At 65.8% G+C, this 15,376-nt stretch carries 16 protein-coding genes; 14 read left to right on the top strand and 2 right to left on the bottom strand.

What is annotated here, in order from left to right; all coding sequences use genetic code 11:
* From carB to ACXRVZ_RS26245, 3 genes are all read left to right on the top strand, one after another.
* On the top strand, window positions 1-2,098 hold a 2,098-nt coding region (gene carB / locus ACXRVZ_RS26255; protein ID WP_458233031.1), incomplete at its 5' end, for a carbamoyl-phosphate synthase large subunit.
* A gap of 78 nt (window positions 2,099-2,176) precedes the next feature.
* Entirely contained in the window at window positions 2,177-2,653 is a 477-nt protein-coding gene (greA, locus tag ACXRVZ_RS26250) for a transcription elongation factor GreA (RefSeq protein ID WP_457426145.1), read from the top strand.
* Window positions 2,653-3,099 carry a DUF4149 domain-containing protein gene (locus tag ACXRVZ_RS26245; protein ID WP_457426143.1) on the top strand — a complete coding sequence of 149 codons (447 nt, stop codon included), beginning with the start codon at window positions 2,653-2,655 and terminating at the stop codon, window positions 3,097-3,099. The genes greA and ACXRVZ_RS26245 overlap by 1 nt, the downstream gene beginning before the upstream one ends.
* Here the strand turns inward: ACXRVZ_RS26245 and ACXRVZ_RS26240 are convergent.
* Complete coding sequence (locus tag ACXRVZ_RS26240; protein ID WP_458233030.1) at window positions 3,077-3,550, bottom strand: YhbY family RNA-binding protein; 474 nt, start codon at window positions 3,548-3,550, stop codon at window positions 3,077-3,079. The genes ACXRVZ_RS26245 and ACXRVZ_RS26240 overlap by 23 nt on opposite strands.
* Before the next feature lie 20 nt (window positions 3,551-3,570).
* On the opposite strand from ACXRVZ_RS26240, the gene ACXRVZ_RS26235 reads away from it, so the two are divergent.
* From ACXRVZ_RS26235 to glmM, 4 genes are all read left to right on the top strand, one after another.
* Window positions 3,571-4,245: an RlmE family RNA methyltransferase gene (locus ACXRVZ_RS26235; protein ID WP_457426139.1), complete on the top strand. Its 675-nt coding sequence runs from the start codon at window positions 3,571-3,573 to the stop codon at window positions 4,243-4,245.
* A 115-nt stretch (window positions 4,246-4,360) separates the two neighbouring features.
* On the top strand, window positions 4,361-6,259 hold the full coding sequence (gene ftsH / locus ACXRVZ_RS26230; RefSeq protein ID WP_458233029.1) for an ATP-dependent zinc metalloprotease FtsH: 1,899 nt from the start codon (window positions 4,361-4,363) through the stop codon (window positions 6,257-6,259).
* A 60-nt stretch (window positions 6,260-6,319) separates the two neighbouring features.
* A complete protein-coding gene (gene folP, locus ACXRVZ_RS26225; RefSeq protein WP_457426135.1) occupies window positions 6,320-7,162 on the top strand; it encodes a dihydropteroate synthase in 843 nt (280 codons plus the stop codon).
* 14 nt (window positions 7,163-7,176) lie between these two features.
* The gene (gene glmM / locus ACXRVZ_RS26220) at window positions 7,177-8,508 is read left to right on the top strand and encodes a phosphoglucosamine mutase (RefSeq protein ID WP_457426133.1); all 1,332 of its coding nucleotides are present in this window, start codon (window positions 7,177-7,179) and stop codon (window positions 8,506-8,508) included.
* 64 nt (window positions 8,509-8,572) lie between these two features.
* On the opposite strand, the gene ACXRVZ_RS26215 is transcribed toward glmM, so the two are convergent.
* On the bottom strand, window positions 8,573-9,052 hold the full coding sequence (locus ACXRVZ_RS26215) for a fasciclin domain-containing protein (RefSeq protein WP_457426131.1): 480 nt from the start codon (window positions 9,050-9,052) through the stop codon (window positions 8,573-8,575).
* 227 nt (window positions 9,053-9,279) lie between these two features.
* Between ACXRVZ_RS26215 and pstS the strand changes: the two genes are divergently transcribed.
* The 7 genes from pstS to ACXRVZ_RS26180 all read left to right on the top strand — a co-directional run.
* Window positions 9,280-10,329: a phosphate ABC transporter substrate-binding protein PstS gene (pstS, locus tag ACXRVZ_RS26210; RefSeq protein WP_457426129.1), complete on the top strand. Its 1,050-nt coding sequence runs from the start codon at window positions 9,280-9,282 to the stop codon at window positions 10,327-10,329.
* Between the two features lie 169 nt (window positions 10,330-10,498).
* Complete coding sequence (gene pstC, locus ACXRVZ_RS26205) at window positions 10,499-11,458, top strand: phosphate ABC transporter permease subunit PstC (RefSeq protein ID WP_457426127.1); 960 nt, start codon at window positions 10,499-10,501, stop codon at window positions 11,456-11,458.
* Window positions 11,455-12,318 (top strand): phosphate ABC transporter permease PstA, encoded by an 864-nt coding sequence (gene pstA / locus ACXRVZ_RS26200; protein ID WP_457426125.1) that lies wholly within the window; start codon window positions 11,455-11,457, stop codon window positions 12,316-12,318. The genes pstC and pstA overlap by 4 nt, the downstream gene beginning before the upstream one ends.
* Before the next feature lie 9 nt (window positions 12,319-12,327).
* Window positions 12,328-13,113 carry a phosphate ABC transporter ATP-binding protein PstB gene (gene pstB, locus ACXRVZ_RS26195; RefSeq protein WP_458233028.1) on the top strand — a complete coding sequence of 262 codons (786 nt, stop codon included), beginning with the start codon at window positions 12,328-12,330 and terminating at the stop codon, window positions 13,111-13,113.
* A 17-nt stretch (window positions 13,114-13,130) separates the two neighbouring features.
* Window positions 13,131-13,838 (top strand): phosphate signaling complex protein PhoU, encoded by a 708-nt coding sequence (gene phoU, locus ACXRVZ_RS26190; protein WP_457426121.1) that lies wholly within the window; start codon window positions 13,131-13,133, stop codon window positions 13,836-13,838.
* A 2-nt stretch (window positions 13,839-13,840) separates the two neighbouring features.
* Entirely contained in the window at window positions 13,841-14,542 is a 702-nt protein-coding gene (gene phoB, locus ACXRVZ_RS26185) for a phosphate regulon transcriptional regulator PhoB (RefSeq protein WP_457426119.1), read from the top strand.
* Between the two features lie 28 nt (window positions 14,543-14,570).
* On the top strand, window positions 14,571-15,376 hold an 806-nt coding region (locus ACXRVZ_RS26180; protein WP_458233027.1), incomplete at its 3' end, for a phosphate regulon sensor protein PhoR.

The following is a 15,376-nucleotide window of genomic DNA, read 5'->3' as shown; positions in this document are numbered from 1 at the left end:
GGGTCGCACCTTCCAGGAGTCGTTCCAGAAGGCGCTGCGCGGCCTGGAGACCGGCATCGACGGCCTGACCGAGCGATCGAGCGACCGTGAAGAGATCGTGCAGGAGATCGGCGAGGCCGGCCCSGAGCGCATCCTGTTCCTGGCCGACGCTTTCCGCATCGGCATGACGCTGGACGAGATCTATGAAGAGACTGCGGTCGACCCGTGGTTTCTCGCGCAGATCGAGCAGCTCGTGCAGATCGAAGGCGAGCTGAAGGGCCGCGCCATCGAGTCCATTTCTGAAGCCGAACTGCGTCTGCTGAAGAGCAAGGGCTTCTCGGACAAGCGCCTCGCCAAGCTGCTGGGCACCCACCAGCATGCCGTGCGCGAACGCCGCCATGCGCTGAACGTGCGCCCGGTCTACAAGCGCGTGGACACCTGCGCGGCCGAGTTCGCCACGCAGACGGCCTACATGTATTCGACCTACGAGGGTGCCGACGCCGAGTGCGAGGCCAACCCGACGGACAGGAAGAAGATCATGGTGCTGGGCGGTGGCCCGAACCGCATTGGCCAGGGCATCGAGTTCGATTACTGCTGCGTGCATGCCGCGCTCGCCATGCGCGAGGACGGCTACGAGACCATCATGGTCAACTGCAATCCCGAGACCGTGTCGACCGACTACGACACCTCTGACCGTCTGTACTTCGAGTCGGTCACGCTGGAAGACGTGCTCGAAATCGTCGACAAGGAAAAGCCGGTTGGCGTCATCGTGCAGTACGGCGGTCAGACGCCGTTGAAGCTGGCGCTGGACCTGGAACGCTACGGCGTGCCCATCATCGGCACGACGCCCGATTCCATCGACATTGCCGAGGACCGCGAGCGCTTCCAGAAGCTGCTGCACGAACTGGGCCTGCGCCAGCCGCCCAACCGCACCGCGCGCAATGAGGATCAAGCCGTGGCGTTGGCCAACGAGATCGGCTACCCGCTGGTCGTGCGCCCGAGCTATGTGCTGGGCGGCCGCGCGATGGAGATCGTGCACGGTGACAAGGACCTGGAGCGCTATATGCGCGAAGCCGTGCGGGTGTCCGAGAAGTCGCCGGTGCTGCTGGACCGCTTCCTGGAAGATGCCGTCGAGGTCGACGTCGACTGCATCGCCGACTCGACGGGCGACGTCATGATCGGCGGCATCATGGAGCACATCGAGGCGGCCGGCATCCACAGCGGCGACTCGGCCTGCTCGCTGCCGCCGTACACGCTGGCCGTCGACCTCCAAGACGAGCTGCGCCGCCAGACAGCCGCGATGGCCAAGGCGCTCAAGGTCATCGGCCTGATGAATGTGCAGTTCGCCATCCAGGGCGACGTGACTGCGGGCCTTGCAGCCTGCACGGTCTACGTGCTGGAAGTGAACCCGCGCGCCTCGCGCACCGTGCCCTACGTGTCCAAGGCCACCGGCCAGCAGCTCGCCAAGATCGCTGCGCGCTGCATGGCCGGCCAGAAGCTGGTCGACCAGCGTGACCGCAAGGGCCGCGTGCCGGCCGAAGTCATCCCGCCGTACTTCAGCGTCAAGGAAGCTGTCTTCCCGTTCAACAAATTCCCGGGCGTGGACCCCATCCTCAGCCCCGAGATGCGTTCGACGGGCGAGGTCATGGGCTCGGCCAAGACCTTCGGCGAGGCGATGCTGAAGAGCCAGATCGGCGCCGGCTCGCGCCTGCCGCGCCAGGGCAATGTGTTGATCACCGTGAAGAACAGCGACAAGGTGCGCGCGGTGGCCGTTGCCAAGGAACTGCATGCGCTCGGTTTCACCGTCGTCGCGACCCGTGGCACGGCCGCTGCGATCACGGAGGCCGGCGTGCCGGTCAAGCTGATCAACAAGATCAAGGACGGCCGCCCGCACATCGTCGACGCGCTCAAGGGCGGCGACATCCAGCTCGTCTTCACGACGGTGGACGAGACCCGCACGGCCATCGCCGACAGCCGCTACATCCGGCAGGCCGCACTGGCCAGCCGCGTGACCTACTACACGACCATGGCCGGCTGCGAAGCCGCAGTTGAAGGCATGAAACACCGTGACGGTCTGACCGTGCAATCCCTGCAGGAACTGCACGCCGAGCTGATTTAAACTACAGCGCATCGATTCCGCCGCAGCAGCCCGACCGGGCCGCAGCGGCGGAATTCTTTCTGCCCATCGAGTTTTGCTATGACGACCATTCCCCTGACCAAGCGCGGCGCCGAATCGCTCAAGGCCGAACTGCACCGACTCAAGACCGTCGAGCGTCATGCCGTCGTTCAGGCAATCTCCGAGGCGCGCGCCCAGGGTGACCTGAGCGAGAACGCCGAGTACGAAGCCGCCAAGGACAGGCAAGGCTTCATCGAGGGCCGCATCCTCGAGATCGAAGGCAAGCTGGCAGCGGCCCAGATCATCGATCCGTCGACGCTGGACGCCGGCGGCCGCGTGGTGTTCGGTGCGACCGTCGACCTCGAAGAAGAGGCCAGCGGCACCGAAGTGACCTACCAGATCACCGGCGACGACGAGGCCGACATCAAGCAGGGCCGCATCTCCATCGGCTCGCCCATCGCCCGCGCGCTGATCGGCAAGGAAGCCGGCGACGTGGCCGAGGTGCAAGCGCCCGGTGGCATCAAGCGCTACGAGATCGTCGAAGTCCGCTACCAGTGATGTTTGCTCGCGTTCAAGCGCTGCTGGCCGCCCTCTGGGGCGGCTTTTTGCTGTGTGTGGCCTTTGCTGCGGCGCCCAGCGCCTTCGCGGTGCTTGAGCGAGCACAGGCTGGCCTCCTGGTCGGACGCTTGTTCAGCATCGAAGCTCGGGTCAGCCTGGCGGCAGCGCTGATCCTGATGCTGCTGGAGCGCCGCGTTGCCCGTGACGCCTTTGAGGCCGGTGCAACCAGCAACATGTTCTCGACGGAACTGCTGCTGCCCGCCGTCGCGCTGTTTTGCACCGTGGCCGGCTACTACGGTTTGCAGCCGCTGCTGACCGACGCGAAGGCGGGAGCCGGTGTCGCGTCCTTCGCGGCGCTGCATGGCGCCTCGCTGGCCTTCTTCGCGGTCAAGGGCCTGGCCGTGCTGGCCCTGGCCTGGCGCCTCAGTCGGACACGTTCTTCTTGACGCTGGTCATGCGGCGCTTGGCGCGCTTGAGCTCGCCGCCCTGGGCGACACGCTGGTTGCCCAGCACATTCAGCTTGGTGACCGTGGGCCGACCGTTGCCGCTCTTGGAGAACTTGACGATCTTGACGACGCGTGGGCCGGGCCGGGCATCGGTGCGTGCGGGAGCCGCCTTCTCCGGAATCGGCCGYCACAACACCAGCAGCTTGCCGATGTGCTGGATGGGTGCCGCGCTCAGCTCATCGCAGAGCTGGGCGAACATCGCCTCGCGGGCCGTGCGGTCGTCGCCAAGCACCCGTACCTTGATCAGGCCATGGGACGTCAACGCCAGGTCGACTTCCTTGACGACGGCGGGGGTGAGGCCATCGCCGCCGATCATCACGACCGGGTCGAGATGGTGGGCGTCGGAGCGCTTGTCCTTGCGCTGGGCAGGGGTCAGGGTGATTTGAGGCATCCTCGTATTATCCCGTAGGCATGAAAACTCAGACAAAAAGCAAGAAGCTCAACAAGGCGTGGCTCAACAACCATGTCAGCGACCCCTATGTGCAGCAGGCGCAGAAGGACGGCTATCGCTCCCGCGCGGCCTACAAGCTCAAGGAAATCGACGAGGAGCTGAAGCTGATCCGCCCGGGCCAGGTCGTCGTCGACCTCGGTGCCACGCCCGGTGCCTGGAGCCAGTACCTGCGCCGCCGTTTCGCGCCCACGGAGGCCGGGCGGGGCGGGGCGGCGGTGGGCCAGCTCAACGGCACCATCATCGCGCTGGACCTGCTGGACTTCGAGCCCATCGAGGGCGTGCAATTCATCCAGGGCGACTTTGAGGATGCAGCGATCTACGCCCAGCTCGAAGCGGCATTGGGCGGGCGGCAGATTGACGTGGTGGTGTCCGACATGGCGCCCAACATGTCCGGCATTGCATCCACCGATGGCGCCCGCATCTCCGGTTTGGTCGAACTGGCGGTGGACTTTGCCGGCCAGCATCTCAAACCGGAGGGCGCGCTGGTGGCCAAGGTCTTCCACGGCAGCGGTTACGACCAACTGGTCGCGCTGTTCCGGGAGCGTTTCAAGACCGTCAAGACCGTGAAGCCCAAGGCCTCGCGCATTCGATCTTCCGAGAACTTCTTGGTCGGTATCGGTTTGAAACCTCGATAAACGAAGGCGATGTCGGGGGTGTGCCCCTTGCGTCACCTAAAATCGTCCCCACTGTCCTGGGTCAGAACGTGGTGAACGTGCCGGTATCAGGGCCAGCAAAGGCCAAGGAGTCGCAGTGAACAATCAGTGGTTTTCGAAGTTCGCCGTCTGGATCGTGATCGCATTGGTGCTGTTCACGGTCGTGAAGCAGTTCGGCGGTGCGACGGCGCCGGGCAAGCAGGTAACGTATACCGAATTCCTGGATCTCGTACAGGCGCGGCGCATCAAATCCGCCACGCTGCCCGATGGCCCGACCGGCGACATTTTCGCCGAGGACACCGAAGGCAACAAAATCCGCACCTTGGCGACCTATCAGGATCGCGGCCTGGTGGGTGACCTGCGCAGCAACGGCGTCAAGTTCGACGTCAAGCCGCGCGAAGAGCAGAGCTTCCTGGTCAGCATGCTGATCAACTGGACGCCGATGCTGCTGCTGATCGGCGTCTGGGTCTACTTCATGCGCCAGATGCAGGGCGGCGGCAAGGGCGGGGCGTTCAGCTTCGGCAAATCCAAAGCCCGCATGCTGGATGAGGCCAGCAACACCGTCACCTTCGCCGACGTCGCCGGTTGCGACGAGGCCAAGGAAGAGGTCAAGGAGCTGGTCGACTTCCTGAAGGACCCGCAGAARTTCCAGAAGCTTGGCGGCCGCATTCCGCGCGGCGTGCTGCTGGTCGGCCCTCCCGGTACCGGCAAGACGCTGCTGGCCAAGTCCATCGCCGGTGAAGCCAAGGTGCCGTTCTTCACGATCTCGGGTTCCGATTTCGTCGAGATGTTCGTCGGCGTCGGCGCGGCCCGTGTGCGCGACATGTTCGAGCAGGCCAAGAAGAGCGCGCCCTGCATCATCTTCATCGACGAAATCGACGCCGTCGGCCGCCATCGCGGCGCTGGCCTGGGCGGTGGCAACGACGAGCGCGAGCAGACGCTGAACCAGATGCTCGTCGAGATGGACGGCTTCGAGACGAACCTCGGCGTCATCGTCGTCGCGGCCACCAACCGGCCCGACATCCTGGACCCGGCCCTGCTGCGCCCCGGTCGCTTTGACCGCCAGGTCTACGTGACGCTGCCGGACATCCGCGGCCGCGAGCAGATCCTGAATGTGCACATGCGCAAGGTGCCCATCGGCCAGGACGTCAATGCGTCCATCCTGGCCCGCGGGACGCCCGGCATGAGCGGTGCGGACCTGGCCAACCTCGTCAACGAGGCGGCCCTGTTCGCCGCGCGCCGTAACGGCCGCCTTGTGGAGATGATCGACTTCGAGCGCGCCAAGGACAAGCTCTACATGGGCCCCGAGCGCAAGAGCATGGTCATGTCCGAGGACGAGAAGCGCGCCACGGCTTATCACGAATCCGGTCACGCCATCGTTGCCGAGGTTCTGCCCAATACCGACCCGGTCCACAAGGTCACCATCATGCCGCGCGGCCGTGCGCTGGGCGTGACCTGGCAGTTGCCCGAGCGTGACCAGCACAGCCTGTACTTCAAGCAGATGCTCAACAGCATCAGCATCATGTTCGGTGGTCGCATCGCCGAGGACTTGTTCGTCCACGACATCTCCACCGGTGCCTCCAACGACTACGAGCGCGCCACCCGCATGGCCCGCGACATGGTCACGCGCTACGGCATGAGCGAGGCCCTCGGCCCCATGGTGTATGCCGAGAACGAGGGCGAAGTCTTCCTCGGCCGCAGCATGACCAAGACGGCCAATATCAGCGAGACCACGCAGCAGAAGGTCGACAGCGAGATCCGCCGCATCCTCGACCAGCAGTACGCCGTGGCGCAGAAGATCCTGGAAGACCAGCGCGACAAGGTCGAGGCGATGACCGCCGCACTGATGAAGTGGGAAACCATCGACCGCGACCAGATCCTGGACATCATGGCTGGCCGCCCGCCGCGTGAACCAGGCGGCACGCCGACGCCCAGCAGCGGCCCGAGCGGCGGCACGCCCCCGGTCAGCACGGATGGCGCACCGGCTGCGGCCTGAACCCCACCGACACGACGGGCCCGGCTTCCACCGGGCCCTTTTTCATTGCCGAAGAGATCCATGCACTGGCAGACCCGTCGTTTCCGCCTCGACCTGAGCCGCCCGAAGGTGATGGGCATCGTCAATGTGACGCCCGACTCCTTCTCGGACGGTGGCCGACATGACGACAGCCGCACCGCCATCGCGCACTGCGAGCGCCTGGTGGCCGAGGGGGCGGACATCCTCGACATCGGCGGGGAGTCCACTCGGCCCGGCGCGCCCAAGGTCGACGCCGACAGCGAATGGGCGCGCATCGCCGATGTGCTGGCGACGGCCGTGACGCTCGGCGTGCCGGTGTCGGTCGACACCTTCAAGCCCGAGGTCATGCGCCGTGCGCTGGATGCGGGCGTGGACATCGTCAACGACGTGCAGGCCTTGCAACTGCCCGGCGCGCTCGCGGCGGTGGCGGGCAGCGGCGCGGGCGTCTGCCTGATGCACATGCGCGGCGAGCCGGCGTCGATGATGGAACTGGCTGTCTATGGCGACGTCGTTGCCGAGGTTGGCGCCTTCCTGGCACAGCGGGCCGAGGCCGCACGGGCTTCTGGCATTCCGGCCGACTGCGTCGTGCTGGACCCGGGCTATGGCTTCGCGAAGACGGCCGAGCACAACCTGCAACTGCTGGCCGGCCAGCGTCGCCTGACCGAGCTGGGCTACCCGCTGCTGATCGGCTGGTCACGCAAACGCACCTTGGGCGACATCACGGGCAGGCCCGTGGACCAGCGCCTACCCGCCAGCCTCGCCGCCGCGCTGCGGGCCGTCAGCGCCGGCGCGAACGTGATTCGTGTGCACGATGTCGCTGCGACGGTGGACGCGCTCAAGGTCTGGGCCGCGGTCGATGCGGCGACAATCCCGGCCTCCGAATAAGAAGGAAGCGCTCGATGAGCCGCAAGTATTTTGGAACCGACGGCATTCGAGGCACCGTCGGTCAGGCGCCGATCACGCCGGACTTCATGTTGCGCCTGGGCCATGCCGTTGGCCGCGTGCTGCGCAAGGGCGGCAACCGCCCAACCGTGCTGATCGGCAAGGACACGCGCATCTCCGGCTACATGATCGAGTCGGCGCTGGAGGCCGGCTTCGCGTCGGCCGGCGTCAACGTGCTGCTGACCGGCCCGCTGCCGACGCCCGGCGTGGCCTACCTGACTCGTGCGCTGCGCCTGGACCTGGGCGTCGTCATCAGCGCCTCGCACAATGCCTTCCAGGACAACGGCATCAAGTTCTTCTCGGCCAAGGGCGAGAAGCTGCCCGACGCGTGGGAACTGGCCGTCGAAGCCGCGCTGGACGACGAACCGCAGTGGGTGGACTCCGCCAGCCTTGGCAAGGCCAAGCGCCTGGAAGATGCGCGTGGCCGCTACATCGAGTTCTGCAAGAACAGCTTCGGCTCCGACCTGACGCTCAAGGGCTTGAAGATCGTTGTCGACGCGGCCAACGGTGCGGCCTATCACGTGGCGCCCGATGTCTTCCATGAGCTGGGCGCCGAGGTTATCTCCATCGGCTGCAAGCCCGATGGCTTCAACATCAATGCCGGCTTTGGTGCCACGTCGCCCGGCGCTCTGGTCGAGGCCGTCAAGGCCCACGGCGCTCATTACGGCGTGGCGCTGGATGGCGACGCCGACCGGCTGCAACTCGTCGACGGCAACGGTCGCCTGTACAACGGCGACGAGCTGCTCTATGCGATGGTGGCCGACCGTCTCGCTCAGGGCCAGCGCGTGCCCGGCGCCGTTGGCACGCTGATGACCAATATGGCGGTCGAACTGGCCTTGCGCTCGCGCGACGTCGAGTTCGTGCGCGCCAAGGTCGGCGACCGCTACGTGCTCGAAGAACTGGCCGCACGCGGCTGGGAACTCGGTGGCGAAGGCTCTGGCCATCTGCTGGCGCTGGACAAGCACACGACCGGCGACGGTATCGTCAGCGCCTTGCTGGTGTTGCAGTCCGTCTGCCGCAGCGGGCGCAGCCTGGCGGAGCAGTTGCAAGGCGTCGAGCTGTTCCCGCAGGTGCTGCTCAATGTGCGCCTGGCTGCCGGCCAGGACTGGAAGAGCAGTACGCGCCTCGCCGACGAGCAGGCCGCGGTGACGGCCGAGCTGGGCAACAAGGGCCGCATCCTGATCCGCGCCTCGGGCACGGAGCCGCTGCTGCGCATCATGGTCGAGGCGTCTGACGCCGGCACGGCGCAGCGCTGTGCGCAGCGGCTGGTGGACGCCGTCTCGTCCTGAGTCGCAGCCGCTGCGAATGAAAAGGCCGCCCTCGGGCGGCCTTTTGCTTTCAAGCCGAGCTGGCTTACTTTTTCGGCGGCATCAGCACGCGGTCGACAACGTGGGCCACGCCGTTGGTCGCGACGATGTCGGCCTGCTGGACGACGGCTTCGTCCACGGTGATGAAGCTACCGGCCTTGGCCAGGGCCAGGTTGGCGCCCTGGCGCGACTTGGCGCCGCCGTTCCTGACGTCGGCCGCGGCCATGCGGCCGTCGATGACGTGATAGCTGAGCACGGCCTTGAGCTGGGCCGGGTCGGCCGCCAGCGCTTCCATCGTCTTGGCCGGCACGGCCTTGAAGGCCTCATCGCTGGGCGCAAAGACCGTGATCGGGCCGGCGGCGCGCAGTTCCTCCGTCAGGCCGGCCTGGGCCGCCAGGCGGTTGAAGGTGCTGAGCTGCGGGTCCCGGGCCAGCGTGTCTGCCAGCGGGGCAGGCGCGGGCGTGGTGGCGCAGGCAGCGAGCATGCTGGCGGCGGCGATGGCAATCAAAGTCGAGCGACGAATCATTCGGGGGCTCCGGTAGGGGCAATAAACACTGATACGCACTCTAGAAGTCGAATATGACGTTCGCATGAACGCCAAATGACACTGTCATAAAGTCTGCCGCAGCGGCTTCACACGACGCCCCCGACGCGCTCCAATTGCTGGATGGATCAGCAACGGTCACTGAATGGTCACATTCGATCCCTAGGATGGCGAACATCGTCAAAACCGCTTTGCGGAAGGTGTCTCAGATGAAGTCTGTCCAGGTCAGCAAGTCGCTCGCGCTCATTTCCACTTTGGCGGGCCTGTTTGGTGCCCAGGTGGCGCTTGCTCAGGACGTCACCGGAGCCGGTGCCACCTTCCCCGCGCCCATCTACGCCAAGTGGGCCGACGCCTACAACAAGGCGGCCGGCGTGCGCATCAACTACCAGTCCGTCGGCTCCGGTGCCGGCATCCGCCAGATCAAGGCCAAGACGGTGGACTTCGGTGCTTCCGACATGCCGCTGAAGGACGACGAACTGGCCAAGGACGGCCTCGTGCAGTTCCCGATGGTCATCGGTGGCGTCGTGCCCGTGGTCAACATCAAGGGCATTGCCCCGGGTCAGATCAAGCTGACCGGCGCCGTGCTGGCCGACATCTACCTCGGCAAGATCACGAAGTGGAACGATGCGGCCATCACCGCGCTGAATGCCGGCCTGCCGCTGCCGGACGCCGTCATCGCCCCGGTCGCTCGTGCTGACGGTTCGGGCACGACCTTCATCTTCACCAACTACCTGTCCAAGGTCAGCGAAGACTGGAAGACCAAGGTGGGCGAGGGCACGACGGTCAAGTGGCTGGCCGGCACTGCTGGCAAGGGCAACGAGGGCGTCGCCGCCTTCGTGCAGCGTCTGCCCAACTCCATCGGCTACGTCGAGTATGCCTATGTGAAGCAGGCCAAGATGACCTACGTCCAACTGAAGAACAAGGACGGCCAGTGGGTCAGCCCGAGCGACGACGCCTTCAAGGCCGCCGCTGCCAGTGCCGACTGGAACAAGACCTTCTACCAGATCACGACCGACCAGCCCGGCAAGACCGCCTGGCCGCTGACCAACCCGACCTACATCCTGATGTTCAAGTCGCAGGACAAGGCGGCACAAGCCAGCGCGGCGCTGAAGTTCTTCGACTGGGCCTACGGCAACGGCGACAAGATGGCCGACGACCTCGACTACGTGCCCCTGCCCGCGATGGTGAAGGACCTGGTGCGCAAGCAGTGGGCCGACCAGATCAAGGACACCGCCGGCAAGGCCGTCGCCTTCAAGTGACCCTGGGGCGCGATCTTTGACATGAATGCAGGCCCGGCCACCCGCCGGGCCTTGCCCTGTCGAAAGCGCCCATTCCCGTGACCAGACTTTCGGAGGTTCCTTGGCAGCCATCCTTCCAGCCGGCAGCGCAGACGCTGACAGCCGCGAACCTCACTCGCAGATTTCACCGATGAGCCCTCAACCCCAGCGTCGACGCGTTGCCCCCTGGGCCGACGCCCTGTTCGCCGCCCTGTCCCAGGGCGCCGCGTGGCTGACGTTGCTGTTGATGGTCGGCATCATCGGTTCGCTCATCGTCGGCGCGACGCCGGCCCTGAAGGCCTTCGGCCTCGGTTTCCTGACCAGTGCGGAATGGGACCCGGTGCAGGAGAAGTTCGGCGGCCTGGTGATGATCTACGGCACGCTGGCCAGCTCCTTCATCGCGCTGGCCATCGCCGTGCCGGTCAGCTTCGGCATTGCCATCTTCCTGACCGAGCTGTCGCCCAACTGGTTGAAGCGCCCGCTGGGCGTCGCCATCGAACTGCTGGCCGCCGTGCCCTCCATCGTCTACGGCATGTGGGGCTTGCTGGTGTTTGGCCCCATCTTGGCCACCTACGTGCAGGCGCCGCTTCAGGCCGTGTTCACCGGTGTGCCCTTCATCGGCTCGCTGTTTACTGGCCCGCCCGTGGGCATCGGCATCCTGTCGGCCGGCATCATCCTGGCGATCATGATCATCCCCTTCATCGCCTCGGTGATGCGCGACGTCTTCGAAGTCACGCCGCCGATGCTGAAGGAAAGCGCCTACGGGCTGGGCGCCACGACCTGGGAGGTCGTCTCCCGCGTCGTGCTGCCGTACACCAAGACCGGCGTGGTCGGCGGCATCATGCTCGGCCTGGGCCGCGCGCTCGGCGAGACGATGGCGGTCACCTTCGTCATCGGCAACATGAACCAGCTGAACTCGCTGTCGGTCTTCGAGGCGGCCAACAGCATCACGTCCACGCTGGCCAACGAGTTCGCCGAAGCCGGTGAAGGCCTGCACCAGGCCTCGCTGATGTACCTCGGCCTCGTCCTCTTCCTCATCACCTTTGTCGTGCTGACCATCTCCAAGCTGCTGCTGATGCGCCTGAAGAAGAGCGAAGGAACCCGCACATGAACTCCGCTCTCGACCTTCGCCGCCAGGCGATGCACAAGAAGCGCAAGCGCACCAATGTCATCGCGCTGGCGCTGTCCCTCGGTGCCATGGGCTTCGGCGTGTTCTGGCTGGTCTGGATCCTGTTCGAGACCATCTATCTCGGCATAGGCGGCCTGACTTGGTCCACCTTCACCGAGATGACGCCGCCGCCGCAAGGCGAGGGCGGTGGCCTGGCCAATGCCATCTTCGGCAGCTTCGTCATGGTCGGTCTGGCCACGTTGATCGGCACGCCGGTCGGCATCCTGGCCGGCGTCTACCTGGCCGAGTACGGTCAGAAGACCTGGCTGGGCAGTGCGGTGCGCTTCATCAACGACATCCTGCTGTCCGCGCCGTCCATCGTCGTCGGCCTGTTCGTCTACGCGATGGTCGTGGCCAAGCTGAAGAGCTTCTCCGGCATGGCCGGTGCGCTGGCCCTGGCGCTGCTGGTCATCCCCGTCGTCATCCGCACGACCGAGAACATGCTGAGCCTGGTGCCGAATGCGTTGCGCGAGGCGGCCTACGCCCTCGGCACGCCGAAGTGGAAGGTCATCATGACCATCACGCTGAAGGCGGCCCGTGCGGGCGTGCTCACTGGCATCCTGCTGGCCCTGGCCCGCGTGTCGGGCGAGACGGCGCCCCTGCTGTTCACGGCCCTGTCCAACCAGTTCTGGACCAGCGACATCGGCGCGCCGATGGCCAGCCTGCCGGTCACCATCTTCAAGTTCGCGATGAGCCCCTACGAGAACTGGCAGAAGCTGGCCTGGGCCGGCGTCTTCCTGATCACCATGGGCGTGCTGCTGCTGAACATCCTGGCCCGCGTGCTCTTCAAGAACAAACACTAAGGACCCACCATGGACGCCAAGATTGAAACGCCCGTGGGCGAGCGCTCGAAACTTTCGGTGCGCAACCTGAACTTCTTCTACGGCAGCTTCCACGCGCTGAAGAACATCAACCTCGACATCCCCGAGAACAAGGTCACCGCCTTCATCGGCCCGTCGGGCTGCGGCAAGAGCACGCTGCTGCGCACGCTGAACCGCATGTTCGAGCTCTACCCCGAGCAGCGCGCCGAAGGCCAGATCCTGCTCGACGGCGAGGACGTGCTGGCCAGCAAGGACGACGTCTCGCTGATCCGCGCCAAGATCGGCATGGTCTTCCAGAAGCCCACGCCCTTCCCGATGTCCATCTACGACAACATTGCCTTTGGCGTGAAGCTGTTCGAAACGCTGCCGCGCGTCGAGATGGACGAGCGCGTGGAGTGGGCGCTGAAGAAGGCCGCCCTCTGGGGTGAAGTGAAGGACAAGCTCAACCAGAGCGGCTCCGGCCTCTCCGGTGGCCAGCAGCAGCGCCTGTGCATCGCGCGCGGCATTGCCATCAAGCCCGAGGTGCTGCTGCTCGACGAGCCCTGCTCGGCGCTGGACCCGATCTCCACCGGCAAGATCGAGGAGCTGATCCACGAGCTGAAGAGCGACTACACCGTCGCCATCGTGACCCACAACATGCAGCAGGCCGCACGCTGCTCCGACTACACGGCCTACATGTACCTGGGCGACCTGATCGAATTCGGACCGACCGCTGAGCTCTTCATGAAGCCCAAGCGCAAGGACACCGAGGACTACATCACCGGCCGCTTCGGCTGATCAAGAAAGAGGACGGTATGGTGGACAAACATCTCTCGACCCAGTTCGACGCCGAACTCAGCGGCATCTCGACCCGCGTGCTCGAAATGGGCGGTCTCGTCGAAGCCCAGGTGGCCCAGGCGGTGCAGGCGCTGGTGGACTTCAGCCCCGAATCGGCCGACGAAGTGCTGGCCAAGGAAGGCCGCGTCAACACGATGGAAATCGAGATCGACCGTGATCTCTCGACCATCATCGCGCGCCGCCAGCCTACGGCTCGTGACCTGCGCCTGCTGATCGCCATCAGCAAGAGCATCGCCAACCTCGAGCGCGTCGGCGACGAGGCCGCGCGCATCGCCCGCACCGTGCAGCGTCTGGTGAACAGCGGCGTGTCGAGCCGCCTGCGCGTGCCGATGTCCGACCTTTCCTTCGAGGCCGAACTGGCCACCACCCAGCTGCGCAAGTCGCTCGACGCCTTCGCCCGCCTGGACGTGGAGCGTGCACTCGACGTGCTCAAGCATGACGACGAGATCGACAAGGAATTCGACGGCCTGCTGCGCAAGCTCATCACCTACATGATGGAAGACCCGCGCACCATCTCGTCGTCCATCGACCTCGTCTTCGTGGCCAAGGCCATCGAGCGCGTGGGCGACCACGCCAAGAACCTGGCCGAGGTCGTCATCTATGTGGTCAAGGGCCAGGACGTGCGTCACAACACGCCCGAGGCCGTCGAGACCATGGTGAGGTGAGCATGAGTCGCATCCTTGTCGTCGAAGACGAATCCGCCATTGCCGAGCTGATCTCCATCAACCTGCGCCACGCCGGCTTCGAGATCACGCTGGCCGCCAGCGCGAGTGCCGCCCAGTATGAGGTTGACCGCGTACTGCCGGACCTCGTCGTGCTGGACTGGATGCTGCCCGGCCAGAGCGGCGTGGCATTGGCTCGCCAGTGGCGCAGCACCGCACGCACGAAGGAACTGCCCATCATCATGTTGACGGCGCGCGCCGACGAGGGCGACAAGATCGCCGGGCTGGACGCCGGCGCCGACGACTACATCACCAAGCCTTTCTCGACCAACGAGCTGCTCGCCCGCATCCGCGCCGTGCTGCGCCGCAAGGCACCCGAGGCGCTGGACAGCGCGGTCGAGGTGGGCCCGTTGCTGCTGGACCCGGGCACGCACCGCGTCAGCCGCGAAGGCAACGAGGTCAAGCTCGGCCCCACCGAGTTCCGCCTGCTGCACTTCTTGATGACCCACCCCGAGCGCGTGCACAGCCGCTCGCAGCTGCTGGACCGGGTCTGGGGCGACCATGTCTTCATCGAGGAGCGCACCATCGACGTCCACGTCAAGCGCCTGCGCGAGGCCTTGGAGCGCGTGCAGTGCGCCCGCATGATCGAGACCGTCCGCGGTGCCGGTTACCGATTGACCCAGCAGAGCAGCGCGCTCTCCGCCTGAGGCTTTTCCGCAGTACATGAGCTGGTTGTTGCCGCGACTTCTGATGGCCCTGGTGGCCGCGCTGCTTGGGTTTGTCATCGGTGTTGCAGTGAGAACGGCCACGGGCCTCGACAGCCTCGGTCTGGGTGTCGGCGTCGTCAGTGGCGTCGTGCTGATGCTGCTGGTGGACGCCGTGCGTGGCCATCGCCTGCTGAGCTGGCTGCGCGGCAACCAGCTCCAGAACGCGCCGCGTGACACCGGCCTGTGGGGCGAGGTCGGCTACCGCATCGAGCGCGCCGTTCGCGACCGTGACCGCACCGTCGCCCGGCGCGAGCTGGAGCTGGAGCAGTTCCTCTCGGCGATCGAGGCCTCGCCCAACGGCGTGCTGTTGCTGGACCTGCAGGAGCAGATCGTCTGGTGCAACCGCGTCGCGGCTGACCATTTCGCACTCGACCCGCAGCGCGACCTGCGCCAGCGCATCACCAACCTCGTGCGCGCGCCGGCCTTCGTCGCCTATCTGCAGTCCGGCAACTTTGCCGAGCCGCTTGTGCTGGGCAACAGCCGCGGCCCGGGCACGCTGTCCATCGTCGTGCGCGAGTACGGCGAGGGCATGCGCCTCGTGCTGTCACTGGACATCACCGAGCGCGTGCGCGCCGAGGGCATGCGGCGCGACTTCGTCGCCAACGTGTCGCACGAGATCCGCACGCCGCTGACCGTACTGTCCGGTTTCATCGAGACCATGCACTCGCTGCCGCTGACGACGGTGGAGCGCGAGCGCGTGCTCGTGCTGATGAACCAGCAGACCCAGCGCATGCAGACCCTGGTGGCCGACCTGCTGACGCTGGCCCAGCTGGA

The sequence above is a fragment of the Roseateles sp. P5_E8 genome, from assembly GCF_054177665.1.
This window is presented reverse-complemented; position numbering and strand designations above follow the sequence as displayed.

Coding starts and splice junctions, on each gene's coding strand:
- greA (WP_457426145.1), top strand. CDS start 2,177: ATGACGACCATTCCCCTGACCAAGCGCGGCGCCGAATCGCTCAAGGCC.
- ACXRVZ_RS26245 (WP_457426143.1), top strand. CDS start 2,653: ATGTTTGCTCGCGTTCAAGCGCTGCTGGCCGCCCTCTGGGGCGGCTTT.
- ACXRVZ_RS26235 (WP_457426139.1), top strand. CDS start 3,571: ATGAAAACTCAGACAAAAAGCAAGAAGCTCAACAAGGCGTGGCTCAAC.
- folP (WP_457426135.1), top strand. CDS start 6,320: ATGCACTGGCAGACCCGTCGTTTCCGCCTCGACCTGAGCCGCCCGAAG.
- glmM (WP_457426133.1), top strand. CDS start 7,177: ATGAGCCGCAAGTATTTTGGAACCGACGGCATTCGAGGCACCGTCGGT.
- ACXRVZ_RS26215 (WP_457426131.1), bottom strand. CDS start 9,052: ATGATTCGTCGCTCGACTTTGATTGCCATCGCCGCCGCCAGCATGCTC.
- pstS (WP_457426129.1), top strand. CDS start 9,280: ATGAAGTCTGTCCAGGTCAGCAAGTCGCTCGCGCTCATTTCCACTTTG.
- pstC (WP_457426127.1), top strand. CDS start 10,499: ATGAGCCCTCAACCCCAGCGTCGACGCGTTGCCCCCTGGGCCGACGCC.
- pstA (WP_457426125.1), top strand. CDS start 11,455: ATGAACTCCGCTCTCGACCTTCGCCGCCAGGCGATGCACAAGAAGCGC.
- pstB (WP_458233028.1), top strand. CDS start 12,328: ATGGACGCCAAGATTGAAACGCCCGTGGGCGAGCGCTCGAAACTTTCG.
- phoU (WP_457426121.1), top strand. CDS start 13,131: ATGGTGGACAAACATCTCTCGACCCAGTTCGACGCCGAACTCAGCGGC.
- phoB (WP_457426119.1), top strand. CDS start 13,841: ATGAGTCGCATCCTTGTCGTCGAAGACGAATCCGCCATTGCCGAGCTG.